This is a genomic window from Kordiimonas laminariae (assembly GCF_023008165.1).
Taxonomy (GTDB): domain Bacteria; phylum Pseudomonadota; class Alphaproteobacteria; order Sphingomonadales; family Kordiimonadaceae; genus Kordiimonas; species Kordiimonas laminariae.
Window position 1 is genome coordinate 269832 of the sequence record NZ_JAKQZA010000005.1, and the last position, 24398, is coordinate 294229.

The following is a 24398-nucleotide window of genomic DNA, read 5'->3' on the forward strand; positions in this document are numbered from 1 at the left end:
AATTTTGATCTAAAGTTTAGGTGATTTTACTCAAAATATACCCATAAAGGTGAAGAAAATTCCTTCTATAGATTTGACTTAGGTATTTCTCATCACTATATAAACTTCTCTATAGGTTGATATAATAAAACTTTTAAGGGAATTTAAAGTGGTTAAGAGTTCTATTTGGGAAGATACTCTTCTTTCTTTTTCTAATGTTAATTTACTAAAAAATCTCACGTTGCCAGTACACGCAGCGGTATCTGCCAAAGCGGCTTCTTCGGAGTTTGCGGCCGCTGAACAAACCGGCACAGATGGTGATGATGTGCTCAGGGGTTCAGTAGGCAATGACACTATCAAAGCTGGCGCTGGTGATGATGAAATCTGGGCTGGTGCCGACGATGAAGGCCATGACCTTTTTGAAGGCGAAGACGGCAACGATACGCTCGGTGGCAGTGTTGGCAATGACACGCTTGTTGGTGGTGCGGGTACTGACCTGATGTTTGGCGGCGCTGGCAACGATGCAATATACGCGCACCTGACGGATGATACATCAGGTACTGAAGGTGACACGATGTGGGCGGGTGCTGGGAGCGATACACTTGTTGGTGCAGATGGTGCGGATTCGCTTGGCGGCGGAGACGGTCACGATAGCATTGATGCTGGTGCAGGTGATGATGTTATCTTTGGCGGTCGTGGTGTAGTGGGCGATGATTGGATTCAAGCTGGCACCGGGAACGATACAGTCTACGCTTCAATCGGAAATGATATCGTTCGTGGCAGTGAAGGTGAAGATCTTATCTATGGTGGCAGCGGAAATGATACCATCTTTGCAGGCGCTGATAATGACACCATTTACGGCGGCGCAGGCAACGATTCTATAGGCGGCAACGAAGGTGTCGATATTATTCGGGCCGGTGACGGCAATGATATCATTTATGGTGATGAAGGCGGTGACCGTATTGAAGGTGGCGCTGGTGATGATACCATTTATGGCGGCGCGGGCAATGATAGCCTCTTTGGTGATGAAGGGGCGGATGTGTTTGTTTTCGAGCAAGGGTCAGGCGCTGATACCATTGGCTCAAACTACAGCCTAGCGGAAGATAGCCTTGATCTCACCGATTATAACATTGCAGATATTGAAACTTTGAAGGCTGCCACAACGGACGGTATTTTCGGCCTGACGATTGATCTTGGCGCGGGTAATGAAATTCGTATCGCTGGCGTGCATATGGATGATTTCGATAACCTCACCATCCTTATCTAGATAACCACCCTGCTCAAGTGGTACCGGGCGGCCTGCAAAACCCAGTGTGTCGCCCGCCTTTAAACCGGGCCTATAAACCGAGATCACGACAAACAAAGCAGTTCCAGCCCCGCTGGCGCTGCTTTTTTCTGTGGCGGTGATGTTTCCTGATGGGAGAAGAATAAAGCTTTATTCCACTCCGATTTGCCGTAGGTTGTGTTTATGCAGGTTAGAAATAGAGGGGGATAATATGAAAGCCAAATTGGGTTTAGCGCTGATATATTCATTGGTTCTAATGCTTTTTACGCCGCTGAGCGTTTATGGTGATGTTAATAAAGCTGAACTGAAAGAACTGGTTGATGGCTATGCATCAAAACAGGGTTTCAGTGGTACGGTGCTTATTGCCCGTGGTGGTGAAATACTTGTAGAGGCTTCTTACGGTGAAGCGGATATCGAATGGGGGGTGCCTAACACACCTTCTGCGCTCTACAGAATAGGATCTCTTTCAAAGCCGCTTACCGCAACCCTTGTTATGGCACTGGTAGAAGATGGGATATTATCTCTCGATGGCACGCTGGCTGATTATCTACCTGATATATATGGCGGTACGCCAGTGGCCGGTGTAACGGTGGCACAGCTCCTCAGCCACCTCTCTGCCATTCAGGATGTGCCAGGGAATTATAATGATCCCTGGTGGCAAACGGTTGCTCGCCAAAGCTTTGCACCAGAGACCTTTGCTCGTGAGTGGATCAAACCAACCTTGAACGGAACGCCCGGCGAGAGATGGCGTTATAATAACTCAGGTTTTTATCTGCTGGGAGTGATTGTTGAACGTGTTACGGGCAAATCATATGCGGAAAACCTTCAAACCCATATTTTTGGCCCGGCAGGGATGCAAAATAGCGGGGTTTACTCCAACGAAGCAATACTAAAGGGGCTTGCTCAGGGCTATAGCCGCGATGCAAAGGGTGATTATATTAAGCCACTTCATATTGATGCGAGTGTTTCTTATGCGGCGGCTGGTGTTTATTCCTCCGCCCGCGATATCTACAGGTTTGATCGTGCCCTTTATGGCGATGCGCTCCTTAGTGCAGAAAGCCGTACGAATATGTTAACGGCAAAAACAGCCTTCCCGTACGGCTTTGGCTGGGGGGTTGAGCATTGGGATTTAAGTGGTGGTGTAACGCTGGATGTTGTTAGCCATACGGGCAGTATCCCGGGATATCAAAGCTATTATCTGCGTTCAGAAGCAGCGCAAGACTGTGTGATTGTTCTGAACAATAAAAATCAGGGTGGTTTGGTTATTCAGATGGGGCAGGATTTGATGCGGGTCTTAAATGGTAAGCACAGCCTTGCTGCCTTTCTTATGCCAATCAATGAAGCGCAGGGTACAGCTGCTATGGTTGCAGCGTTTGAAAACCTGGGTGATGACCGTAGCAGATATGATGTAAGCGAAAGCCAGATGAACAGGCTTGGGTACAGGTTTCTTAGAGGAAAGCATCTTGAAAGCGCTATCGCCGTTTTCCGCTGGAATACTGAATTATACCCAAATTCCGCTAATACCTTCGATAGCCTTGGTGAAGCATACCGAACTGCAGGGCAACAAGAAAAAGCCATTGAAAGCTATCAAAAAGCCTTAGCCCTGGCCCCTGAAAGCCCATCTGCCACAGCGGCTCTGAAGGAGCTGGAGGCAAATAAATAGAGATTGAGGTTCCGACCTAAAAAAACCGCACCCCGGAGAGAGGTGCGGTAAGGTTGGTGGGAGAGGCTCAAGGCTCTCCCGGCCCCAAATGTTCGGTTAGTCGAGCGCCTTGAAGCGCACAGCGAAACCGCCGCCTGCTGCCATTGGCAGCTTGAGCGTGTCGCCTTTTTTCACTGTTTCTTTATAAATCGCCATTGCATACGGGTTGCTTTTCCAGTCGGCATCATCAGCGTCGCGGTAAACCTGCGCTTCATAGGATACGCCCTCTTCAAGGAAGGAAAGCGCCTGCGCGTAATCACGGGCGTTATCGCCTGTAAGGCCGCCAAGATACCAATCCTTGCCGTCACGCTCCTTACGTGCGATTACAGCATAATCGCCGATCTCACCAGCGAGCGGGATGCTCTCTGCCCAGTCTGTTGGTACATCTTTAATGAACTGGAATGCATCTGCGTGTTTGCCGTAATTCTCTGGCAGGTCAGCTGCCATTTGAATAGGGCTGTAGATCACCACATACAGGGAAAGCTGTTTCGCCAGTGTTGTTTCTACGCGGTTGTTCGGCTTGGCTTCCTCGAACAGGAGATCGAAGATGCCCGGGGTGAAATCCATCGGCCCTGAAAGCATTCGGGTGTAGGGAAGGATCGCCGTGTGGGAGGGTGGGTTGCCCGGATCACCCCAGGCGTTATATTCTTGGCCGCGTGCGCCTTCGCGGGAAATCCAGTTCGGATATGTACGGCGCAGGCCGGTATCTTTCACGGGTTCGTGGCTGTTGATGGAAATTTTGCGTTTCGCAGCACTTTCCAGCACACGTACGTGGTGATCAACCACATATTGGCCATCATGATATTCATAGTGTTTGGTGCCGTCAGCCTCTGTGTGATGGGTTTTCCCTGCATCAGCCACGTAGCCCGTTTTTACCTGTGAAATATTCATTTTTTCAAACAGGTCAAAGCCATCATCCATCTGGGCTTCATAGTTTGAAATGCCACCTGATGTTTCGTGGTGGCCCACAATCTGTACACCGCGCTCTTTTGCATATTCCGCCAGTTCTGGCAGGTTATAATCCGGGTAGGGCTGGGTGAAAGAGAAGACATCTCCGTTTTCATACCAGTTGCCATCCCAGCCGATGTTCCAGCCTTCAACAAGCACGCCTTTGAAGCCGTTTTCTGCTGCGAAATCGATATAGCGTTTGGTGTTTTCTGTGGTGGCACCGTGCTTGCCGTCTGATCCCCATGTGGAGGCTGCCAGGTGCATTTCCCACCAGATGCCCACATATTTGCTTGGTTCAACCCAGCTTACATCGCCCAGTTTATTTGGTTCATTCAGGTTCAGAATAATATCCGATTTCATCAGGTCGTATGCCGTATCTGAAATTTGGATCGTGCGCCACGGAGTGGTGAACTCGCCTTCTGTGCGCACTTTATCACCGTTCGGCCAAGGGGCCAGATTAGCTTCAAAGCTGCCGTCCGGGTTCTTCAGCATGGTCATGCCGGAATAATTCACAAGCGCTGCTTCATGAAGGCTTACATATTTGCCGCCAGTGGTTTTGAGGGTGATGGGTGTGTGGGCCTCTTTCACATCCTTAAGGGGGCTCTCGTTATAGAGATATTCATACCGGTTCCACTCCCGGCCCGGAATCCACCATGCGGTTGAAGCATCATCAAACTGGAAACCAGTGATTTCATCTGTGATGATAGCGCTGTCAATTCCCTGCTGTTTTGGGAATTCATAGCGGAAACCAACACCATCATTAAAAACGCGGAAACGGATGTTCAGTTCGCGGTGCTTGCCATCTTTTTCCGCAAGCTTCACGAACAGTTCTTTGTGGTTATCACGTACAAACTGACGTTCACCCCAAGGCTGTTCCCATGTGGTATCGCTGGCTGCAATATTGGCTTCCACTACTTTCATATCGCCGCCTAGTGGTGCCATGTTTTTGAAGGCAAAACCAAGTGGGGATGGGGCAACAATTTCTTCACCGTCGCGGGTTACGCTGTATGTGGTTTGGCCCTCGCCTGCCATCAGTTTCACCACCGTGCGGCCATCAGGGGATGTTACTTCCGTGAAGGCATGGTTTTGGTCACTATTTTGGGCAGTGGTTTCGCTTTCAGCGCATGCGGAAAGGGCAAAAAAGGCTGTAGTGCCCAAAAGTGTGCCCATAAATTTATTCATTTCGTTTCCCTCCCAATCACGAATGAAACACTAGGCCGCACCTTCGGTAGTATGGTGCAGCCCAGCGGCAATGCCATAGATTATTGATGAATATAGTCTGCCATCTTTTTGCAAAATTCAATGTATATTTTCATTTATTTGCAAAATATTGCAGTTTTGCGCAATTTACATAACGGGAGCTTTGCAGTTTGCGTTTATAAATTGCTGATGTGTTGGCAGTTTTGCTACGGTGTTCTTCAGAAGCGTGTTGATGTTTGAAAGAAACTCTGTGATCTCCGCATCCGTGAAATTATCTGCAAGCGGATTATAGGTTTCAGGAATCAGGTTCTGGCCCAGCATAACATGGGTCCAAGCCTCTTCTGTGAACAGTTCACCGTCGATGCGGTAAAGATGCCCGCGTGTACGGAATGCATCAATTTTCCGCTGCAGGGTTTCAGGGATTTCCATCTCTCTGCATGTCTTCCAATATTCGCTGTCTGTGCGCTGGTTCACATGATAATGCAAAATAATGAAATCCCGGATTGAGCTATATTCAAACTGCATGCGGCGGTTATATTCATCGCGCATACTTGGCTCGATCGCTGTGGTTGGGAACATCTTTAATAGGTGGAAAAGCGCTATTTGAATCAAATGGATACTGGTACTTTCAAGTGGTTCAATAAACCCACTTGAAAGCCCGATCGCCACACAGTTTTTCTTCCAGCCCTCAGGGCGGTATCCGGTTTTGAACTTGATTGTCATTGGGTCCTTGAGTGGTTTTCCTTCAAGGTTACCGAGGAGAATAGAGGTGGCTTCATCCTCGCTCATATGTGCGCTTGAAAACACATGTCCGTTCCCGGTGCGGTGCTGCAGCGGGATACGCCACTGCCAGCCGGCTGAGTGTGCAATACTCTGGGTATAGGGTCGTGGTTCGAACCCTTCTTCGTTTTCACACGGTACCGCGATGGCTCGGTCGCTCATCAGCCAGTGGGTCCAGTCTTCAAATTCTGAGCCGACAGCTTGATCAATCAGAAGGCCCCTGAAGCCAGAGCAGTCTATAAAGAAATCGCCAGCTATCTGGGAGCCATTTTCAAGCTCAACCGAGGTGATGTGACCGTTCTCACCATCTGTATTTACTTTGCAAATTTTGCCTTCTATGCGTTCCACGTCGCGTTTTTCCGCGTAAGAACGCAAAAATTTTGCATAAAGAGAAGCATCAAAATGGAATGCATAGCCAAGCCCATCAAGGGGTGTTCCTGGAATTTTATCCATTCGGGCAAATTTCCCTGCGCGCGCTGCGAGGTTTGTAAAACTATAATTTTCAATATCCAGCGCAGTACCATTTTTCAGACTCTTGAGCCAATATTGGTCGAACCTCAATATTCCCAATGACTTACCAATGTAGCCAAAGCCGTGAATATAGCTTTCGCCAATATCACCCCAGTTCTGGAACTCAATCCCCAGCTTAATGGTAGCGTTGGTGGCACGCATAAATTCGTTTTCATCAATCCCGAGCATGCGGTTGAAAACCTGAATAGGTGGGATGGTAGCTTCGCCAACTCCAATGGTGCCGATAGCCTCAGATTCTACCAGTTTGATCCGGATAGATTTCCCCATCGTGTTGGCAAAAAGGCTTGCGGCCATCCAGCCTGCGGTGCCGCCGCCCACAATCACAACATCCTTGATCCGGTTTTCATTCATTCTTTTGCCCTGCTTCTGAAAAACTAAAAAGCCCCTGCCAACATCATATTGGCAAGGGCGGTTGTTTCAAGCTGCTATACCAGCATCATATATCTTACATTTTGTAAGAGAAGCCGAACAGGAAGTTACGGCCATATGTGTGGAAGTTCCGTGATTGGTTCACATCATCATTACGGAACTGGCGGAATGGCTCGTTTGTTAGGTTTGAGCCCTGTAGATAAACCGTAAAGCCTTCGTAGCCAATTCCATCAAGATCATACGATAACTGAGCATCAATCACTGTTTCAGCGCGAGCACGTGTTTCTTCGCGGCTCAAGCCAATTGCAAAAGATTCAGCCAGGAAGGAAGAGCGGTGTCGTGCACTTACCCGGGCCTGGAAGCCACCTTTTTCATAGTAAAGCGTTCCGTTGATCACTGTTTTAGAGAGTCCAGGAAGCTCGGTTGGTTCAGCGTCTGGCGTTTCTCTTACACTTGAATCTGTGAAGGAAGCACTACCGATGAAGCCGAAGCCGTCCAGTTTTTCATGGAGCATTGCAAACGGAATGGAAGCAGAAAGTTCAATACCGTAAATCTTACCGCCTTGGCCATTTGTTGGCACGGTTACAAAGCCTGTGAAGTTCTCAACCGGTACATCAAGCTCATCAATCGCTGCTTGGAGCTCAGGACTAAGAAGCGGACGAGCATCATATTCGATGGCACTATCAAATACATAGTTACCTAGTTTCTTATAGAAGCCAGCGATGGATGCATAGCCGCCTTCACCGAAGTATAGATCGTATGAAAGGTCAAACTGCCAAGCGAGCCATGGGCGAAGCTCTGGGTTACCGCCGCTGCCACCCCAAGGGGTGCCAAGTGTACCGCCACCAGTGTCAGATAATGTGTATTCGCGGCCAGCGCGTAGTTGGTCCATGCGTGGACGAGCCATTACGCGGGCAACGCCAGCGCGGATTACGCTGTCTTCTGAAACGTGGAAGCTCAGGTTCATGCTTGGTAGGAATTCCCAGTATGAATCGCCAGATTCAAATGGTGTGATAATTTCATTGCTGAGAATATTTGAGCCAATAAAGCCAGTAGAGGATTGGTCTGTATAAACTGCTTGAACACCAATGTTACCGGTAATGCCAACATCGCCTGCTGTTGCATCAATGTTTGCCATTACCCAGGCGTTTAGTACGTCTTCTTCAACAACATAATTATTGCGTGCTGCGGCTAGTGTGCTTTCTGGGAAGAAATTATAGAAGCCATCTGCAACCAGCCTGCGGGAATCAATGCTGAAGTGATCACCAAGGCCGATAAAATCAAGGGATGTTGGTTCGAGGACATACTCGTCAGGAACGGCTACGAGGCCGCCTGCGTTACCATTTTGTGCATCTTCGAGTGTGAAGAGTGAAAGGAAGTCACCGCGACGTGCGTTATCTTTTTCACGTTTAGCGTAGCGTGCGCCAAATTCTAGGCTTTCAATAAAGCCATTGTTTACCTGACGTTCTACTGCAAGCTTAAGTGCTTTTAGTTCATCACTGGATGATTCTGTGTTTACGAAACCGTCCTGGCTTGCACACTGCCAGCCAAGTTCTTCAGTACAGAACGGACCGCCCCAGCCAAGGTTATCACCCAGCTGCCAAGCGTTGCCATCAGAGAAATCAAGCGGTGTATCAAATACAAGGCCGTTTTCGCCGCCAATAATATAGCCATAGTCCGCACGACCAACATCTGATGTGCCGCGGTCAAGGGCTGTATAAACCTCAAATGCACTATATTCGCGTGTTGCTTTCGAGTAGCTTAAGTCTGCTTCTACAGTCCAGTTTTCATCAATGTCGTAACGTGTGTTGAAGCCAGCTGCGAATGTTTCTACATCACGGTCGGAAAAATCGTTCCGCGCTTGAGTAAGAAGGCCATTAAGTGAACCGCGGGTTACAAGACCGTTTTCCACTTCGAAAATGCTGCGGCTTTGCGCTGTGTAACCAGCAATTTCCTGGCCGCGCAGTGTTTGTTCGTCTTCAAACTTGGAATACATCACATCCAGACGAGACTCCCAGTTCTCGCTTGGGCGGAACTGTAGGACACCAAGAAGGCCATCACGTGTAAGTTCGTTTGATTTTACGTATGGCTTAGCACCATCAATGAACAGGCCGGAAAGACCAGTTTCTTCATCACTTTGCTCTGTGTAGCCCCAGGTCTGGATGTATTGTTCCTGAATTGGCTGAACAAGGCGTGCGTACCCAAGGGCATAACCTATTGTACCGTCTTCATTCTGGCCGATATAGGCAATATTGCCGCGGTAACCCCATGCAGATGTGCCAGCATTTAGAGCGCCTTGATCGCTATATTCACCGCGGAAACCAACAGCAAATACAGGCTCATCATAATCAAGCGGGCGTGCTGTCTGGAGGTCAACCGTGCCGCCAACAGCTTGAGCAAATAGGGAGGCATCTGGTGTTTTGTAAACAGTCGCACCTGTGATCAGTTCAGAAGGGAACTGGTCATATTCAACAGCGCGGTTGTTATCAGAGGAAACAAGCTCGCGACCATTTAATGTTGCTGTTGTAAAATCTGGCGCCAAACCGCGAATAGAAATTTTGTTGGCACGGCCATCAAAACGCTGAGCTGCGAGACCGGGCAGGCGTGCTAGTGATTCTCCAATAGAAGCATCAGGAAGTTTACCAATGTCTTCCGCAGAAATGGCTTCAACAATGGATGAATTGTTACGTTTAGTTTCAATGGAGTTCAAAATACTCGCACGTAAACCTGTTACAACGATTTCTTCCAGCTCTTCCTCTTCGCCGGTTTCCTGCGCTAGTGCAGGCGTTGCAGCAAAAGCAAGTGCTGATAGAGACGCAAACGATAGCAGCTGCGTTTTAAGACTAGAGGTTTTCATGCATCCTCCCCTTCATGTGCATTCCCCCTGTAACCGATGACTTATAGCGCCCTTCCAAAGCAAAGTCTTTTGTTACAGTTTTTTAATCACTGGCAAAATTGCGGAATATTTTGCAAAACTCAAGAAGTATTTTCATTTTTTTGCGTCAAATTGCATAAACTTCGCAAACTGTGGTTTAGAAATCACAAAGTAAAAGTGCTGATTTATCCTCGATTTATCTAACGTTTTTATTAGTTTATCCCTTAAGTTATGTATTCTATGTGTTGGCGACTTGTAATGTGAAAATATTTTTTGCAATTTTTTGCAAAGACTGATATGACCGGATATATATGTTGCTGGCCTGGGGAGGGCAGTCTGATTCACGAGAAAGCTTGAGGTATGAAGCAAAAACCACAGCTAGGTTTCTGGCAGATCTGGAACATGTGTTTCGGATTTATGGGTATTCAGTTCGGTTTTGAACTGCAGGTTGGTAATGTTAGTCGTATTTTCCAAACGCTTGGTGCCAATATCGATGAAATTGCCATTCTCTGGGTTGCGGCACCTCTTACGGGTCTGATTGTGCAGCCAATCATTGGCTATATGAGTGATAAAACCTGGAACCGAATGGGGCGCAGGCGGCCATACTTTTTCTATGGGGCTATTCTTTCCACGATCGCTCTCTTTATTATGCCTAGCTCTCCTACATTATGGATTGCAGCTGGTATGCTCTGGGTGATGGATGCGTCCTTCAATGTGGCGATGGAGCCATTCAGGGCTTTTGTTGGTGATATGTTGCCTGAGCGTCAGCGTTCGCTCGGATACGCCATGCAGACATTTTTTATTGGAATTGGTGCTTCTGTGGCGGCGGCGTTGCCGTGGGTAATGACGAATATATTTGATGTTTCAAACACTGCACCCGCTGGCGTGATCCCTGAATCTGTATCCTATGCCTTTTATACGGGTGGCATCATCCTTCTGGTCTGTGTGTTCTGGACTGTTTTCACCACAAAAGAATATAGCCCAGAAGAGCTGGAAGCTTTCAATAAGGCGAGCGAAGAAGCTGAAAAACAGAATGATGGCTTGGATATAACCGCCATGCGTGAAGAGGGTGTTGTACCGCCTGCACAGCACAATAAAGGCGGTATGCTTTGGCTTGTTATTGGTCTTGCAGCGTCTGCAGCTATCTATTTTCTTGGGTGGTCTTACCGTTTGCATATTCTTTCGGGCGGCGTGGCCGTTTTTGGTTTGTTGCGCCTTTTGGTGGCGAAACAGAAGGCTGCAGGTCAAAGTGAAGGAGCGCTTGTTGAAATCACCGATGATTTGATGCTGATGCCGAAGATCATGAAACAGCTGGCTGTGGTACAGTTTTTCTCATGGTTTGCCATGTTTGCTATGTGGTCTTTCACTATTCCGGCGGTCACTGCGTATCATTTTGGTTCCAGCGACCCAACAACTACGCTTTATAATGACGGCGCTGACTGGGCGGGTGTCCTTAATATGGTTCGTAATCTGGTAACCATTGGGGCCGCTATCTTTATTGCAGGGCTGTCTAATAAAATCGGCCGTCGCCGTATCCACATGTTGAACCTGTTTCTTGGTGGTGTCGGCCTTGCTTCCTTTTATGTGGTGACAGACCCGGTATGGCTTCTCGTTTCCATGGGGCTTGTTGGTTTTGCCTGGGCTTCCATTCTTTCCATCCCCTATTCGCTTCTTTCAAGTGCAGTCGCTCACCAAAAGATGGGTATCTATATGGGGGTGTTTAACTTCTTTATTGTTATTCCGCAGATTGTTGCTTCCACCACACTTGGTCTTCTCGTTACAGAGCTGTTCGATGGGCAGGCTATCTACGGGCTTATTTTTGCTGGCGCATCCATGGTGATTGCAGCGCTTGTTACTTTAATTATTGAAAAGCCAAAGGCCTAGATCATGAAAAAATATGCGTTAAAAACACTTGCTCTCTGCCTTGCAGCAACAGCCTTAACTGCTTGTGGGCAGGAACAGGCTTCTGAAACTAAAACTGAGCCTTCGGTTGCTAGTACATCAATTCGCCCTGAGCATATGGCACCTTATCAAAGTCGTCCTATTACAGATGATGTAATGTATTTCGTGATGCCTGACCGTTTCAATAATGGTGATGCATCGAATGATCGCGGCGGTATTGAAGGCGGTGTAAACGACCACGGTTTTGATCCAACCCATAAAGGTATGTTCCACGGCGGTGACCTGAAAGGCCTTACTGCTAAGCTCGATTATCTGGCGGATATGGGGATTAGTGCTGTTTGGCTCACGCCTATTTTCAAAAACAAGCCAACGCAGGGTAACACGGTGAATGTAACTGCTGGTTATCATGGGTACTGGGTAACGGATTTTACGCAGATTGACCCGCATATCGGTACCAATGATGACCTGAAGAATTTGGTGAAAGAGGCGCACAAGCGCAATATGAAGGTGATCTTCGATATCATCACCAATCACACTGCTGACGTTATTAAATATGAAGAGTGTTACCCGAGTGGACAAAACTCACTGAACGTGCCGCTCTGCGATTATCGCAGTAAAGCAGATTACCCGTATAGGACAGTTGGTAAAGCAGATGGAACCGTTATCAATGAAGGTTTTCTGGGGGATGATGTAGAGCATCAAACGGCTGAAAATTTCGCGAAACTCACCAATAATAATTTTGCCTACACACCATACGTGCCAGAAACAGAGAAGAATGTGAAAGTGCCCGCGTGGCTTAATAATATCAAGTATTATCACAATCGCGGTGACAGTGAATGGAAGGGTGAAAGCTCTCTTTATGGTGATTTTGCAGGCCTTGATGATGTGTTCACCGAGCATCCGGATGTGAAAAAAGGTTTCATCGATATTTATAAATTCTGGGTGGAAGAATTTAAAATCGATGGCTTCCGTATAGATACAGTGAAGCATGTAAATGATAGTTTCTGGCAGGAATTTGCCCCTGCTATCAAAAAAGCCGCTGATGGTGTTGGTGTGCCGGAATTTTATATGTTCGGTGAGGTTTATGAATTTAATCCAGAGAAGCTGAGCCACTATACAACAGTATCTGGTCTTCCGGCGGTTCTTGATTTTGGTTTCCAGGGTACGGCGAATGCGGTGATCAGTGAAAGCCAGCCAACAGCAAGGCTTGCAGATTTTTATGCGCAGGACCGTTTTTATAAAACAGAGAAATATGATGCGTCTATCTTGCCAACCTTCCTCGGTAACCATGATATGGGCCGTATCGGGCGTTTCATCATGGAAAAGAATGAAGGCATCAGTGATGAAGAAGCGCTGAAGCGGTCTAAGCTCGCCCATGCTCTTATGTTCTTCACGCGCGGTGTGCCGGTTGTTTATTATGGTGACGAGCAGGGCTTTACGGGTGATGGGCATGATCAGGATGCCCGCGAAGATATGTTTGAAAGTCAGGTGGCGTCATATAACGACAACCGCAACATCGGTAGTGATGTTTCCCCTGAGGTCGATAACTTTAATCAGGACCACCCACTTTATAAAACTATTCAGGAACTCGCTGCTCTGAAGCGCGCGCATGTTGCGCTTAGAAGTGGTGCGCAAACTGTTCTAAAAACAGAAGATCAGGCGGGTGTTTTTGCCTTTAGCCGCGAAGATCAAACATCTGGTGAGAAGCTCATTGTGGTTTTGAATACAGCTGAAGAACGGCGCACCTTTGAGGCATCTGCAGGCACTATGTGTTTCATCAGCGGTAGTAAGCCTGTGAGCAAAGGTGGTGTACTTGAAGTAGCACCGCTGAGTTGGGCTGTTTTTGATGCTAAAAACTGTAAATAATAAGAATAATAAGGATTTAAGAGTGCTAAACTGGTGGCAAGGCGCAGTAATTTACCAAATCTACCCACGTAGTTTTTGCGACAGCAATGGGGATGGTATTGGCGATTTGAAGGGTATTACAAGCAAGCTTGATTATGTTGCAAGCCTTGGTGTGGACGGTATCTGGATATCACCTTTCTTCAAATCACCCATGCATGATTTTGGTTATGATGTTTCTGATTTCAGGCAGGTGGATTCTATCTTTGGAACGCTTGAAGACTTTGATGAATTGCTCACAAGAGCGCATGCGCTTGGTCTGAAGGTAATTATCGATCAGGTGTATTCCCATGCTTCTATAGAATGCGATTGGTTTAAAGAAAGCCGGAAGGGCCCAAAGGGTGATAAATCTGATTGGTTTATCTGGGCTGATGCTAAGGCAGATGGTGGTCCGCCAAATAATTGGCAGGCCGTGTTTGCTGGTCCAGCCTGGACCTGGTGTTCACTCCGTAAGCAATATTATATGCATAACTTCTTGCCCGAGCAGCCTGACCTGAACCTTCATAACCCAGAAGTTCAGGAAGAAATGCTAGCTGTTGCCCGTTTCTGGCTTGAGCGTGGGGTGGATGGCTTCCGTCTTGATGCCACTAACCACTATATGCACGATCCTGAGCTAAGAGATAATCCCGCTTATGAAGGGGCTGAAAGTAACAAGCCTTTTGATATGCAGGACCAAATCTATAACCAGTCTCACCCGGATATCACCAAATTCCTAAAGCGCCTGCGTGCCTTGATGGATGAATATGATGCATTCACTGTGGCGGAGGTTGGCGGACGTCGCTCCTTGAAGGAAATGGCTGAATATACGGAAGGAGATGATCTGCTTCATACCGCTTACAGCTTTATCTTCCTTGAAGAAGATAATCTAAGCGCGGACGCGATCAGAAAAGCACTGACAGATTGGGAAAGCCAAACAGATAGCTGGCCTTCATGGACTTTCTCCAACCATGACCGTAAGCGAGTGGTATCTCGTTGGATGCGCGGCCAGAACAGGCAGGATTTCGCGAATGCAATGAACGCACTTTTGCTTGCTCTGCGCGGAACAATTTTCATGTATCAGGGTGAGGAACTTGGCCTTCAGCACGCAGATGTTCCGTTTGAACGTCTTGTTGATCCAGAGGCCATTAAAAACTGGCCTGATACGTTGGGGCGCGATGGGTGCCGAACGCCGATGCCGTGGCATAATTCGGCGGAATCTGGTGGTTGGCCAAGCTATACATGGTTGCCTATTGATGAGCGGCACTATGATTTGGCCGTTTGCCAGCAGGAAAATACACAGGCTTCAAACCTAAAATTCACGCGTGATTTGATTGCGTTCCGTAAACAGCATTCAGCGCTTAAGGCGGGATCAATTACTTTCCTTGAAAGCGATGAACCTGTCCTTGCTTTCATCCGCGAGGGTGCGGAGGAAAAGCTACTGTGTGTATTTAATCTGGGTGAAGCCGAGGCTGATTGGTGCGCTGAGGCTTATGAGGGTGAGATACTTCTACCATTGATGGGGGCTGGACCAGATAAGCCTCTTCCAGTCTGCGGTGGTTACATCATGAAGCTATAGAAATTTAAGGGCCTGGAAGGGCCCTTTTTCTTTGCCTGCGGGTTTAAGAGCCGCAGGATTCGCGGATAATTAAATCCGTTGGAAGAATAGACGGCTGCACTGTTTCACCTTCAAGAAGTCGAAGCAGCTTGCTTACCATAAGCCTGCCTGCCTTGGTCACATCCTGTTTGATTGTACTAAGAGCAGGGCTTGAAAAGCCTGCTGCGAGAATATCATCATACCCAATTACCGAAACGTCTTCAGGCACTCTTACACCAGAACGGATAAGGCCGCGCATAGCGCCGATAGCGATCATATCACTTGCTGCAACGACACCATCGAATTCGATATCCAGCTCTCGCATTTCTTCCACCGCTTCCATGGCGGATTCCGGGTAGAAATTGGTGGGCCTGATTAGGCGTTGATCCAGTTCAATACCTGCTTCTTCAAGGGCTTCCTGATAACCTTTGAAGCGGAGAGCTACTTCTGGCGCATCTGTTTCCCCCACAAAGGCAATGCGTTTTCGGCCCATGCGAATAAGGTGTCTTGTCGCGCGTCTGCCACCCTGTTGGTTATCACTGCCTACGGAACAGTAGCTTTGGTCTGGGAGCTGCGCACCCCAGGCTACAAATGGCACTTTAATATCGGCTAACTGGTTCAGTTGTTTATGAAGTGTACTTTGGCCGATTACAATCAGGCCATCACAGCGGCCACTCGCTACAAGGTTTGCCGCGCTATGATAATCTGTCAGTGTCAGGTGTGATATCAGAAGATCACAGTTTCGCTCTTTAAGCGCATCACCAATACCGCCTATTAAATCCAGAATGAACGGGTCGGAAAGTCGTGTATCCCTGCCTTGTGGTGGCGGGATGATAATGGAGATCGTTTTCTCGGCCTCTTCTGTATAGACCTTTTCTTTCAGTTTGCCGGAATAGTTGTTGCTTTGTGCGAGGGCTAATATCTTCTTCTTGGTGCGCTCAGATACCAGAGAGCTATCATTCAGTGCACGCGATACTGTAGAGATGGAAACACCAGCAAGTTCTGCCAAGTCTTCCAGCCTATACAGGCTTTCTTCTTCGTTGTCTGACATGCCCTCTCCCTCGTTGCATTATTTTGCAAAAAAGCACGATAATGTTTCCCGTTAGTAGCTTATAATAGTGAAATACCTATAAGAATAAAGGGCTTTTATTTTTGCAAAGGATATAGAGGGTTTTTCATATTTTCATTGAGGTACGTGTGTGTTTTGATCAAGCCTGTACCCTAAGCTCGGTGTGTATCAATCAGTGCTTTTACGGCTTCTTTAGCATCAATAGATGGGTCTATATCTCTGTGAAGGTGGGCGATAACGATCGCACCTTCCTTAAGAAGCAGGATTTTTCGTGATAGTTCTTCTGTGTTTTTCAAGCCTGCCTTATCAGCTAGTTCCTTGAAATATACTTTAATCAGGCGTTTATGTTCTGCGGAAACTGCATGAATGGGATGTTCTGGGTTTTGATACTCAGATGATGCTTTAATAAACATGCAGCTTTTGAATTTGTCTTCTTTGAACCATTCGGATAGGGCATCAAACACCGCCAGTATTTCTTCCTCTGGTGTGGAAGATAGTTCTTGGGCACGGCGGATCATGAAATTTCGGAACTGCTCATCCCTGAGGCGCAAGGTCGCCAGAATCAAATCCTCTTTGGTTCGGAAATGTTTATACATGGAAGTTTTAGAGATTTTTGTCTCGGCAACCAGTTTGTCCATGCCAGTTGCATGAAAGCCTTCCTGATAAAAAACCTTCAGGGCTTTCTGGACCAATTCATCTCTTTTCGACGCGCTCATACGACTCAACCTAACTCAAAATATTTACTGATCGGTACAGTATCAGTTTGTACATATCTGCACAAGTAACAAAAAATTATACTAATAAATCCAATAAAAACAGATGTTTGAAGCATTTTTAGAAAAAATATCTAAATGCTGGCTTGACAAGGTGTACCGATCAGTACATATCTTGTGTGTACCGATCAGTAAATGTTCATCAGCTTTTGTTGGGAGAGAAAAATGTCTGATACATCTTTGGTTCTTTACAGCTTTCCGCTTTCGGGTAATGCACACCGTGCCGAGCTTGCCCTAGGTCTTCTTGGTGTTGAATATGAAAACCGCACTGTAAAGCTTGGTGAAGGTGAGCACCGTGGTGAGGCGTTTAAAAAGCTTAATCCAGCAAGCCAGGTTCCTGTTCTTGTGGACGGCGAGACTGTTGTTACAGAATCTACAGCGATCTTAACCTATCTAGCGGCGAAGTTTGATGATGGTAGTTTCATGCCAGCGGATGCTGCCGGGCAGGCAGAAGTTCAGAAATGGTTCGCTAAGGCTAATGGTCCACTGCAAAATGGCCCGGCTTCTGCACGCCTCATTACCCTTTTTGGCGCTCAGTTTGATCAAGCAGCAACCATTGAAAAAGCTCACGCTTTTCTTGCGTATTTAAATGCAGAACTCGAAGGCAAAGAATTTCTGGTGGCAGGCCGCCCGACCTTCGCAGATGTAGCGATTTATAGCTACGTAGCTCACGCTCCTGAAGGTCTTGTGGAACTTACCGATTATTCAAATGTTACCTCATGGCTTGCACGTATCGAAGCACTGGAAGGCTTCGTTGGTATGCAGAAAACAGACGTATCAAACGCAGCTTAATTATATTTGAGGGAGGGCCTTACCATGCAGAATTCTTCAACACCATTTCACGCTGGTGAACTTGCAGTTCAGGACCAGTTTGGCGTTCGAGAAGCGGTGCAGGCGTATGCTCCTCGCATGATTAGGCGTTTTATGCCCGATCAACACCGTGAGTTCTATACGGCCCTTCCTTACTTTTTTATGGCCTCAGTGGATAAAGATGGAGCTCCTTGGGCTTCTGTTCTCTGGGGCGAAATTGGATTTGTCCAGTCCCCCTCGCCAACCATGCTCACTATCAGTGCTGGTCCCTTGGAGAAAGACCCCTTATTCTCCTCCCTCACAGAAGGCGCTGAAGTGGGCATGATTGGCATCCAGTTTCACACCCGTCGTCGGAACCGGGTAAACGGGCGAATTTCACTTGTGAGAGACGGTGATTTCTCTATTGAAGTGACACAGTCTTTCGGAAATTGCCCTCAGTATATTCAGGGCCGCGAAGTACGGCCCGTTGAAGGATATGTGCAGGATAAGGTTGTCTCTCAGCTAGGTGATGCACTGAGTGAGAGTGACAAAGCGCTGGTTGAACGTGCTGATACTTTCTTCATTGCGTCAGCTTCGGGCGATTTAGGGCAGGATGAAAAGCACGGTGTGGATATGTCTCACCGTGGTGGTGAAGCCGGGTTTGTGAAGGTTTTGAAAGACGGTTCGATCCTGTTCCCTGATTTCTCCGGTAACAATATTTACAACACACTTGGTAACATCCACGCAAACCCGCAGGCTGGCCTGTTGTTCATTGATTTTGAGAGCAGAGACATATTGCAGCTGTCTGGGCATGCAGAGATGATACTACCTGAGGATAGCCCGTATCATTATGATGAAGCGCTTAAATATGTGCGTATTACCCCGCGCCGCGTAATCAGACACAAAAAGGCTGTGCCTTATACATTCACTACCCCCCAGATGTCTCCATTTGTGCCGTATCAGGCACGGTGGAGCCGAACCGGCGCATTACCTGCTCTCCGCGGTGATCAGGTCTACAGCGAGGTGATGGATATTGTTGAAGAAGCGGCTGGCATTAAAAGCTTTTACCTGAAGCCGGAAGCGGGTAATGCTCGGCCTTATGCGCCAGGGCAGCACTTGCCTGTTTCATTGATGGTAGACGGTAAGCTTGAGCGCCGTACTTATACGTTATCTGCCGCACCAAACGAACATGTATACCGCATTACTGTTAAGCGGGAAAAACAGGGAACAGTTTCGCGTTTCCTCCATGATGAGCTCCGTATCGGAGACACACTTATAACAGCCAAACCTGCAGGGACTTTCACGTTAGCTCGCGAAGATGCGCCTGTAGTATTGCTTTCAGCTGGTGTGGGCATCACACCTATGATGGCTATGGCAGAAAGTCTGTTTGAAGGCTCCAACGCCGACATTCCTATCGCCTTCATTCATGCATCTCGCACCCCTTCTGTTACACCATTTTTGCCGCTTATGCGCAGGTGGAGACAGGAAAACCCAAGTGCTGAAATCTCACTAAGATTTAGTGAGGCGGCGGACAGAGATTTAAGAACTATTCCAGGCGCATCAGCGGGATATGCGGATGGCCGTTGGTTGAAGCGACAACGCCTTCCAAAAAATGCAGATTATTACCTGTGTGGCCCTCAGGGCTTTATGCAGGGGGTATATGATTTTCTTCTTTCTGAAGGCATTGATGATGCGCAAATCCATTTCGAAGCGTTTGGGCCCGCGAGCTTGAAGCGCCAACAACAAAAACCAACAGCAAACTACCGGGCGCAGAAAGTGGAATTTTCTGCCTCCAAGAAAACTATAGTTTGGGATGCAAATACGGAAACCCTTCTTGAAGCAGCTGAAAATAACGGAATAGAAGCGCCGTTTAGTTGCCGATCAGGGTCGTGTGGGAGCTGCGCAGTGCGCCGCTTGAACGGGAGAGTGCAATATGAGACCCCGCCTGCTTATCCGGTGGATAATGACGAAATTCTGCTTTGTTGTGCAGTGCCAGTTTCAGACGAGACTGATGAAAGCTTACTTCTTGACTTATAAGGTTTAACGGAATGATTGGTTATCTCCATAAAATGAAAGGTGGGGGAGAACTACCACCACGGCCAAAGAAAACACACGTGCTTCTTTCTTGGCTGGGTGGCTCTATTGCAATTGGTATTGTTGCGCTTATTACAGAACTTTGTGATCAGCCGCTATTGATGGCACCACTTGGTGCCAGTGCGGTTCTCGCGTTTGGGGTTCCCGATAGCCCTCTTGCACAGCCGCGTAACATCATTGGCGGGCATCTTTTAACATCGCTCGTAGGGTTACTGTTTCTTCACTTTATGGGGGGCGGATGGCTTTCCATCGCGCTTGCGGTGGCAACTGCGATTGCCATGATGCAGCTAACTAGAACAGTTCATCCGCCAGCGGGTGCAAATCCAATTATTGTTATTATTACAGCTGCAGATTGGGAGTTTTTGTGGGTGCCGGTATTAATTTCAACGGCCATTCTGGTGGGATGTGCTGTGATTTTTAATAATATTTCGCCTGCGCGGCGTTATCCCTCTTACTGGTTTTAAGATTTGCTGCGTTCCTCGCAGTAACTAACACCGTGAGCAAATAGTGTACCTCTCTGAAACTATTGCTCACGGTGTTCTTTTGTCTCTCTAGTCTTTCATCATAGATGCCGTGAAAGGTTCTGAAAGCAGTTTTTCATATGCGTCCCAACGGGCAGAATGATCATTGCCGCCATGCTTGTCCACGTATGCTTTTGAAAGATCCGCACCTAAGGTATAGTTAATTACGTACCCACGGTATGTTTCAATGAAATCAAGGCTTTGTTCAGCGCGCTCACGGCTGATAAGGTTGTAGCGCGCAAGCCATTCGATGGTTTCTTCACGGGTTAACTCACCATCCAGATAACGGCGAGCGCCTTCAATCCGGGCGTAGCTTAAGCCTTTGAGGGCCGCTAGAGTATCGCGGTATTTGTCTCCCTTTGCGGGGTCAAGGCCTGCAAGTGGATAGAGAACCGCTTTTTCAAATTCATTTTGTTCATTACCGGGAAAGGCCATGAAGCGGCCATAACTTGCGGTGCCCTCAGCAATAAAGCTTTGTGGGCTATAAAGAGGGTAAACGGAATATTCGGTCCAACCGCGTTCGTTTACCAGCTTTTGTTCCAGCATGGCGTTATAAACATGGTGTCCGGGATAGCCTTCATGGCAGCCCAGGTTTACCGCTGCACTCATTGGGCTTGGCAGGTCAGTGTTTACCTGAATGAGGCTGTTTGCGCCGCCCTGATACCAGTTATAACCCGACCATGGTTTGTCGGTTACAAACTCGGTTGTGAAAGATTCGTTCTGGGGCAGATCAAGATGTTCAGCTGTTTTAGTTTTGCAGGCTTGAATGGCGGCATCAAAAACAGCGTCCAGTTTATCCGCAGGGATATTATATTGTTGAGTAAAGGCCAGATAGCGTTCTCTTAAGGGGCCATCACCTTCAACTACATCTTCCAGTTTTGTTAGGGCCGCTTCAAGTTCATCCTTGGTAACCTTTGGAGCGATAGCATCGAAGAGCAGGCTTGTTTCTTCATCAAACGAGAATTTCTCTCCTTCGAGCATACGGATACGAGCATCTGCGGCAATCAGTTGTTTCGTTAAAAAGATGAAACGCTTTTTCTCAATCTCAGATTTTGCTGTTGGTGCTGTTTCCTCGACAAGTTTCTGAAGACTGGCGACTTCTTTTTTAAGTTCGGTGAGGCTTTTTTTGTTGTTTTTTACATCATCTGCCCATGCTTCTGGGCCATAATATGCATCGATATAACCCGCTTCATGTTCGCCAATACCCAGTATAGCCTTCACATAACGTTCTGAAATCTGGCTTTTGCCACCGTTTTCTGTAGTGTCAGCGGCGTCTGAACCACAGGCGCTTAAAGCCAGAATGGCGATCGCGCTTAAAGCAGTTTTTACTTTATTGCCCCGCATGGATGTCCCCCTTGGTGTTATCATTTGGTGTAATTCACTAGCGTTTAGTTGTTTTGCATACTAGAGTTGAAAACAGTTAAGCAGAAATAAGTGATAGTGCAATGCGAAGTATAGTTTATGTCTTTACCAAATGAACTGAGAGACAGATATACCCAATATCCTACACTGAAAGCCTTTGCCGACTATATGGAAAGCCTAATCACTGGTTCTGCACAAGGTATACCCTATAAGGCTGATATTCATCCCTATCATATGAAGCCGTTTTTATCTTCTATTGTGCTTTATGAAATCTTAAGTGCAGATCATGTGAAATTACGGCTTGTTGGTACCGCGGCAGAAGCGATTTTTGGTGAGAGATCAACGGGGACAAATGTTCTGGAAATTTTACCTCAAGAGTCGCGCAAACTTGTTTCATGGTTTTTTATGGAAGTTTCTGAAAAACGGTGTGCCACCTGGCAAGATGAAGAACTGGTTTTGGATAATGGTCGTTTAATTGAAGCTGTTACGCTTGGTTTTCCTCTCCTTTGTAAAGAAGGGAAGCCTAGATTTAGAATTTCTTCAACGTTCCTGTCGAACACTTCATGGGGCGCGGAACCTGTGGAAGACAGAGCGCAGGTAACCCATAGGTCTATCAATATGGTAGGCTATTATGATTTGGGGTTTGGGGTGCCGGACCGTGAGAGTGCAGGAGAAACTATGCCGCAGAGGGTTTCCTCAAAATATAGAGAAGGCGCCTAAACGTTATATCAGGCGCCCTTTTATTTTAATACATACCTTCCAGAGTGTCTTTATAGATTTCACAAACAATATGACGCCTCAGTTTAAGTGTTGGGGTCATTTGTTCATTCTCAATTGAGAAGGCTTCTGTTGCCAAGCTGAATTTCCGCACTTTTTCAATGTTGGAAAGTCGGCCATTTACACGGTTAATAGCTTCGCCAATTGCTTTCTTGAAATCTGCATCTTCTTGCAATTCTTCATACTTGCGCGGTTTATTGTGTTTTTTCGCCCAATCTGCCATCCATTCAACATCTGGCATAATAAGGCCAATAAGGTGAGGGCGGCGGTCACCATAAACCATGGCTTGAGATATTTCGTCTTCGAGCGCCAACATGCCTTCAATCCGCTGTGGTGAAACATTATCGCCCTTATCATTTACGATCAGATCTTTCTTCCGGTCAGTAATTTCAAGGTAACCTTCATCATCCAGTTGGCCGATATCGCCTGTGTGAAGCCAGCCATCAACAATGGTTTTAGCTGTGGCGTCTTCATCGCGCCAATATCCCTTCATGACAAGGTCACCCTTCACCAGAATCTCTCCGTCAGAAGCGATTTTAACCTCAACATCTTTGAAGATTTTGCCCACTGTGTGCATACGCGGTGCGCTTGGCGGATTCACTGAAATAACAGGTCCTGCTTCTGTTTGGCCGTATCCCTGAAGAAGCGGCAAGCCAAGGCTTGAGAAGAAATAACCGACATCTGGTGAAAGAGGTGCGCCGCCTGCCACAAGTGCTTTCAAACGCCCGCCAAACTGTTGATTGATTTTCTTGCGCACTGTTCTTGTCAGGAACCAGTTTTCCAATTTTTCAAAGAATGAAAGCTTTTGTTTGTCGCGCTGTACTTTCATACCCAGCTCTAGAGCGCGTTCGAACAGCTTTGCTTTGGTGCCGCCTTCTTTCTGGATCGTGCGGGTAATGCGTGTGCGCAGCATTTCAAAGAGGCGCGGTACCACCACCATGACTGTAGGTTTGGCCTCAGCCATATTAGTTGCCAACTTTTCAATGCTTTCAGCGTACCAGATTTCAGCGCCCAAGCCGATTGGCCAGCACTGCCCCACTGTATGCTCATAAGCATGGCTCAGTGGTAGGAATGAAAGGAATGCATTATTTTCCAAGCCAAGCTCGTGAATAACATTGGATGCCCCCTCACTATTGGTGAGAATAGCACCGTGATGAAGCATTACCCCTTTTGGTGCGCCGCCTGTCCCGCTTGTATAAATTAAGCAAGCCACATCATCTCGGGATACACTACGTGCTTTTTCCGCATATTTTGCTGTATTGGGTACCTCTGCATCAACAACAGTGTCCCAATGATAAATCTTTACATTCAGGCGCTGCTCAATCTGATAATCTTCCATCAGGATACAGTGCTGCATATCATCAGACTGGTGGGCAGCTTTCAGGAAAGTGCGAGCAAGTGCTTTTGTTGAAACAATAGATGCCTTGGCTTTGCTGTTTTCAAGAATATGTAAATGATCGCGGGCTGTGTTGGTGGTATAAGTAGGAACACTGATCGCGCCGATTGACATAATTGCAAAGTCAGCAATCATAAACTCTGGCCGGTTTTCACTAACAAGAACAACTCTATCGCCTGCTTCCACACCCATTTTCTCAAGGGCGGCCGCGAGTTGAGTTACCTTATCTGTAACCTCTTTCCACGAGAGGGATTGCCATTCCCCATCTTTCTTGTTGAAGAGTAGCGGCTTGTCACCAAGTTTGGCTGATTGTTCATAGAACATCGCCGTTAGGCTGTCCCACGGTATAAAAGACATACAATTTCCTCCCGAGCCCTTCCTGAGCTTTCTGTCATTTTGCGCAAAAAAAGTGGGGGAGCAAGTAGGTTTTTTACAGTTTCATTGCGTTATAGAGGCTTTTTTCCGCTGAAAGTAAAAAAGTTGTCTTATTTGACCGATCTTGCTTGCTCCAATGACGTTACGGTGCGATAAACAAAAAAACTAAAACGTCCATGTTCAAGATGGTTTGGGT

The 24398-nt window shown here is 47.2% G+C and carries 16 protein-coding genes; 9 read left to right on the top strand and 7 right to left on the bottom strand.

Annotation, left to right across the window (positions count from 1 at the left end):
* Positions 1-148: 148 nt before the first annotated feature.
* Together MF542_RS12170 and MF542_RS12175 are read left to right on the top strand one after the other, a co-directional pair.
* A complete protein-coding gene (locus MF542_RS12170; protein WP_247019801.1) occupies positions 149-1246 on the top strand; it encodes a calcium-binding protein in 1098 nt (365 codons plus the stop codon).
* A 229-nt stretch (positions 1247-1475) separates the two neighbouring features.
* Positions 1476-2927, top strand: coding sequence for a serine hydrolase (locus tag MF542_RS12175; protein ID WP_247019803.1), 1452 nt, complete (start codon positions 1476-1478; stop codon positions 2925-2927).
* A 96-nt stretch (positions 2928-3023) separates the two neighbouring features.
* On the opposite strand, the gene MF542_RS12180 is transcribed toward MF542_RS12175, so the two are convergent.
* From MF542_RS12180 to MF542_RS12190, 3 genes are all read right to left on the bottom strand, one after another.
* A complete protein-coding gene (locus tag MF542_RS12180; RefSeq protein ID WP_247019805.1) occupies positions 3024-5096 on the bottom strand; it encodes a glycoside hydrolase family 97 protein in 2073 nt (690 codons plus the stop codon).
* A gap of 165 nt (positions 5097-5261) precedes the next feature.
* Complete coding sequence (locus tag MF542_RS12185; RefSeq protein WP_247019807.1) at positions 5262-6776, bottom strand: tryptophan halogenase family protein; 1515 nt, start codon at positions 6774-6776, stop codon at positions 5262-5264.
* A gap of 94 nt (positions 6777-6870) precedes the next feature.
* Positions 6871-9651, bottom strand: a complete 2781-nt coding sequence (locus tag MF542_RS12190) for a TonB-dependent receptor (RefSeq protein ID WP_247019809.1) — start codon at positions 9649-9651, stop codon at positions 6871-6873.
* A gap of 378 nt (positions 9652-10029) precedes the next feature.
* On the opposite strand from MF542_RS12190, the gene MF542_RS12195 reads away from it, so the two are divergent.
* Genes MF542_RS12195 through MF542_RS12205 form a run of 3 tightly spaced genes read left to right on the top strand, consistent with a single transcriptional unit; the run spans position 10030 to position 15028 of the window.
* Positions 10030-11553: an MFS transporter gene (locus MF542_RS12195; protein WP_247019811.1), complete on the top strand. Its 1524-nt coding sequence runs from the start codon at positions 10030-10032 to the stop codon at positions 11551-11553.
* A gap of 3 nt (positions 11554-11556) precedes the next feature.
* Positions 11557-13437 carry an alpha-amylase family glycosyl hydrolase gene (locus MF542_RS12200; RefSeq protein ID WP_247019813.1) on the top strand — a complete coding sequence of 627 codons (1881 nt, stop codon included), beginning with the start codon at positions 11557-11559 and terminating at the stop codon, positions 13435-13437.
* A complete protein-coding gene (locus tag MF542_RS12205; protein WP_281501663.1) occupies positions 13418-15028 on the top strand; it encodes an alpha-glucosidase family protein in 1611 nt (536 codons plus the stop codon). The genes MF542_RS12200 and MF542_RS12205 overlap by 20 nt, the downstream gene beginning before the upstream one ends.
* Before the next feature lie 43 nt (positions 15029-15071).
* Here MF542_RS12205 and MF542_RS12210 read toward each other — a convergent pair whose 3' ends face one another.
* Entirely contained in the window at positions 15072-16097 is a 1026-nt protein-coding gene (locus tag MF542_RS12210) for a LacI family DNA-binding transcriptional regulator (RefSeq protein ID WP_247019818.1), read from the bottom strand.
* 170 nt (positions 16098-16267) lie between these two features.
* Positions 16268-16831: a TetR/AcrR family transcriptional regulator gene (locus MF542_RS12215; protein ID WP_247019820.1), complete on the bottom strand. Its 564-nt coding sequence runs from the start codon at positions 16829-16831 to the stop codon at positions 16268-16270.
* A gap of 222 nt (positions 16832-17053) precedes the next feature.
* Between MF542_RS12215 and MF542_RS12220 the strand changes: the two genes are divergently transcribed.
* Genes MF542_RS12220 through MF542_RS12230 form a run of 3 tightly spaced genes read left to right on the top strand, consistent with a single transcriptional unit; the run spans position 17054 to position 20235 of the window.
* On the top strand, positions 17054-17680 hold the full coding sequence (locus MF542_RS12220) for a glutathione S-transferase family protein (protein ID WP_247019822.1): 627 nt from the start codon (positions 17054-17056) through the stop codon (positions 17678-17680).
* A gap of 24 nt (positions 17681-17704) precedes the next feature.
* Positions 17705-19714 (top strand): pyridoxamine 5'-phosphate oxidase family protein, encoded by a 2010-nt coding sequence (locus MF542_RS12225; protein WP_247019824.1) that lies wholly within the window; start codon positions 17705-17707, stop codon positions 19712-19714.
* 11 nt (positions 19715-19725) lie between these two features.
* The gene (locus tag MF542_RS12230; RefSeq protein ID WP_247019826.1) at positions 19726-20235 is read left to right on the top strand and encodes an HPP family protein; all 510 of its coding nucleotides are present in this window, start codon (positions 19726-19728) and stop codon (positions 20233-20235) included.
* Positions 20236-20322: 87 nt separating this feature from the next.
* On the opposite strand, the gene MF542_RS12235 is transcribed toward MF542_RS12230, so the two are convergent.
* Positions 20323-21636, bottom strand: coding sequence for a hypothetical protein (locus MF542_RS12235; RefSeq protein WP_247019828.1), 1314 nt, complete (start codon positions 21634-21636; stop codon positions 20323-20325).
* A gap of 117 nt (positions 21637-21753) precedes the next feature.
* Between MF542_RS12235 and MF542_RS12240 the strand changes: the two genes are divergently transcribed.
* Positions 21754-22374, top strand: a complete 621-nt coding sequence (locus tag MF542_RS12240) for a PAS domain-containing protein (protein WP_247019830.1) — start codon at positions 21754-21756, stop codon at positions 22372-22374.
* Positions 22375-22399: 25 nt separating this feature from the next.
* Here MF542_RS12240 and MF542_RS12245 read toward each other — a convergent pair whose 3' ends face one another.
* The gene (locus MF542_RS12245; protein ID WP_247019832.1) at positions 22400-24184 is read right to left on the bottom strand and encodes an AMP-dependent synthetase/ligase; all 1785 of its coding nucleotides are present in this window, start codon (positions 24182-24184) and stop codon (positions 22400-22402) included.
* Positions 24185-24398 lie beyond the last annotated feature (214 nt).

Coding starts and splice junctions, on each gene's coding strand:
- MF542_RS12175 (WP_247019803.1), top strand. CDS start 1,476: ATGAAAGCCAAATTGGGTTTAGCGCTGATATATTCATTGGTTCTAATG.
- MF542_RS12180 (WP_247019805.1), bottom strand. CDS start 5,096: ATGAATAAATTTATGGGCACACTTTTGGGCACTACAGCCTTTTTTGCC.
- MF542_RS12185 (WP_247019807.1), bottom strand. CDS start 6,776: ATGAATGAAAACCGGATCAAGGATGTTGTGATTGTGGGCGGCGGCACC.
- MF542_RS12190 (WP_247019809.1), bottom strand. CDS start 9,651: ATGAAAACCTCTAGTCTTAAAACGCAGCTGCTATCGTTTGCGTCTCTA.
- MF542_RS12195 (WP_247019811.1), top strand. CDS start 10,030: ATGAAGCAAAAACCACAGCTAGGTTTCTGGCAGATCTGGAACATGTGT.
- MF542_RS12200 (WP_247019813.1), top strand. CDS start 11,557: ATGAAAAAATATGCGTTAAAAACACTTGCTCTCTGCCTTGCAGCAACA.
- MF542_RS12205 (WP_281501663.1), top strand. CDS start 13,418: ATGCTAAAAACTGTAAATAATAAGAATAATAAGGATTTAAGAGTGCTA.
- MF542_RS12210 (WP_247019818.1), bottom strand. CDS start 16,097: ATGTCAGACAACGAAGAAGAAAGCCTGTATAGGCTGGAAGACTTGGCA.
- MF542_RS12215 (WP_247019820.1), bottom strand. CDS start 16,831: ATGAGCGCGTCGAAAAGAGATGAATTGGTCCAGAAAGCCCTGAAGGTT.
- MF542_RS12220 (WP_247019822.1), top strand. CDS start 17,054: ATGTCTGATACATCTTTGGTTCTTTACAGCTTTCCGCTTTCGGGTAAT.
- MF542_RS12225 (WP_247019824.1), top strand. CDS start 17,705: ATGCAGAATTCTTCAACACCATTTCACGCTGGTGAACTTGCAGTTCAG.
- MF542_RS12230 (WP_247019826.1), top strand. CDS start 19,726: ATGATTGGTTATCTCCATAAAATGAAAGGTGGGGGAGAACTACCACCA.
- MF542_RS12235 (WP_247019828.1), bottom strand. CDS start 21,636: ATGCGGGGCAATAAAGTAAAAACTGCTTTAAGCGCGATCGCCATTCTG.
- MF542_RS12240 (WP_247019830.1), top strand. CDS start 21,754: ATGTCTTTACCAAATGAACTGAGAGACAGATATACCCAATATCCTACA.
- MF542_RS12245 (WP_247019832.1), bottom strand. CDS start 24,184: ATGTCTTTTATACCGTGGGACAGCCTAACGGCGATGTTCTATGAACAA.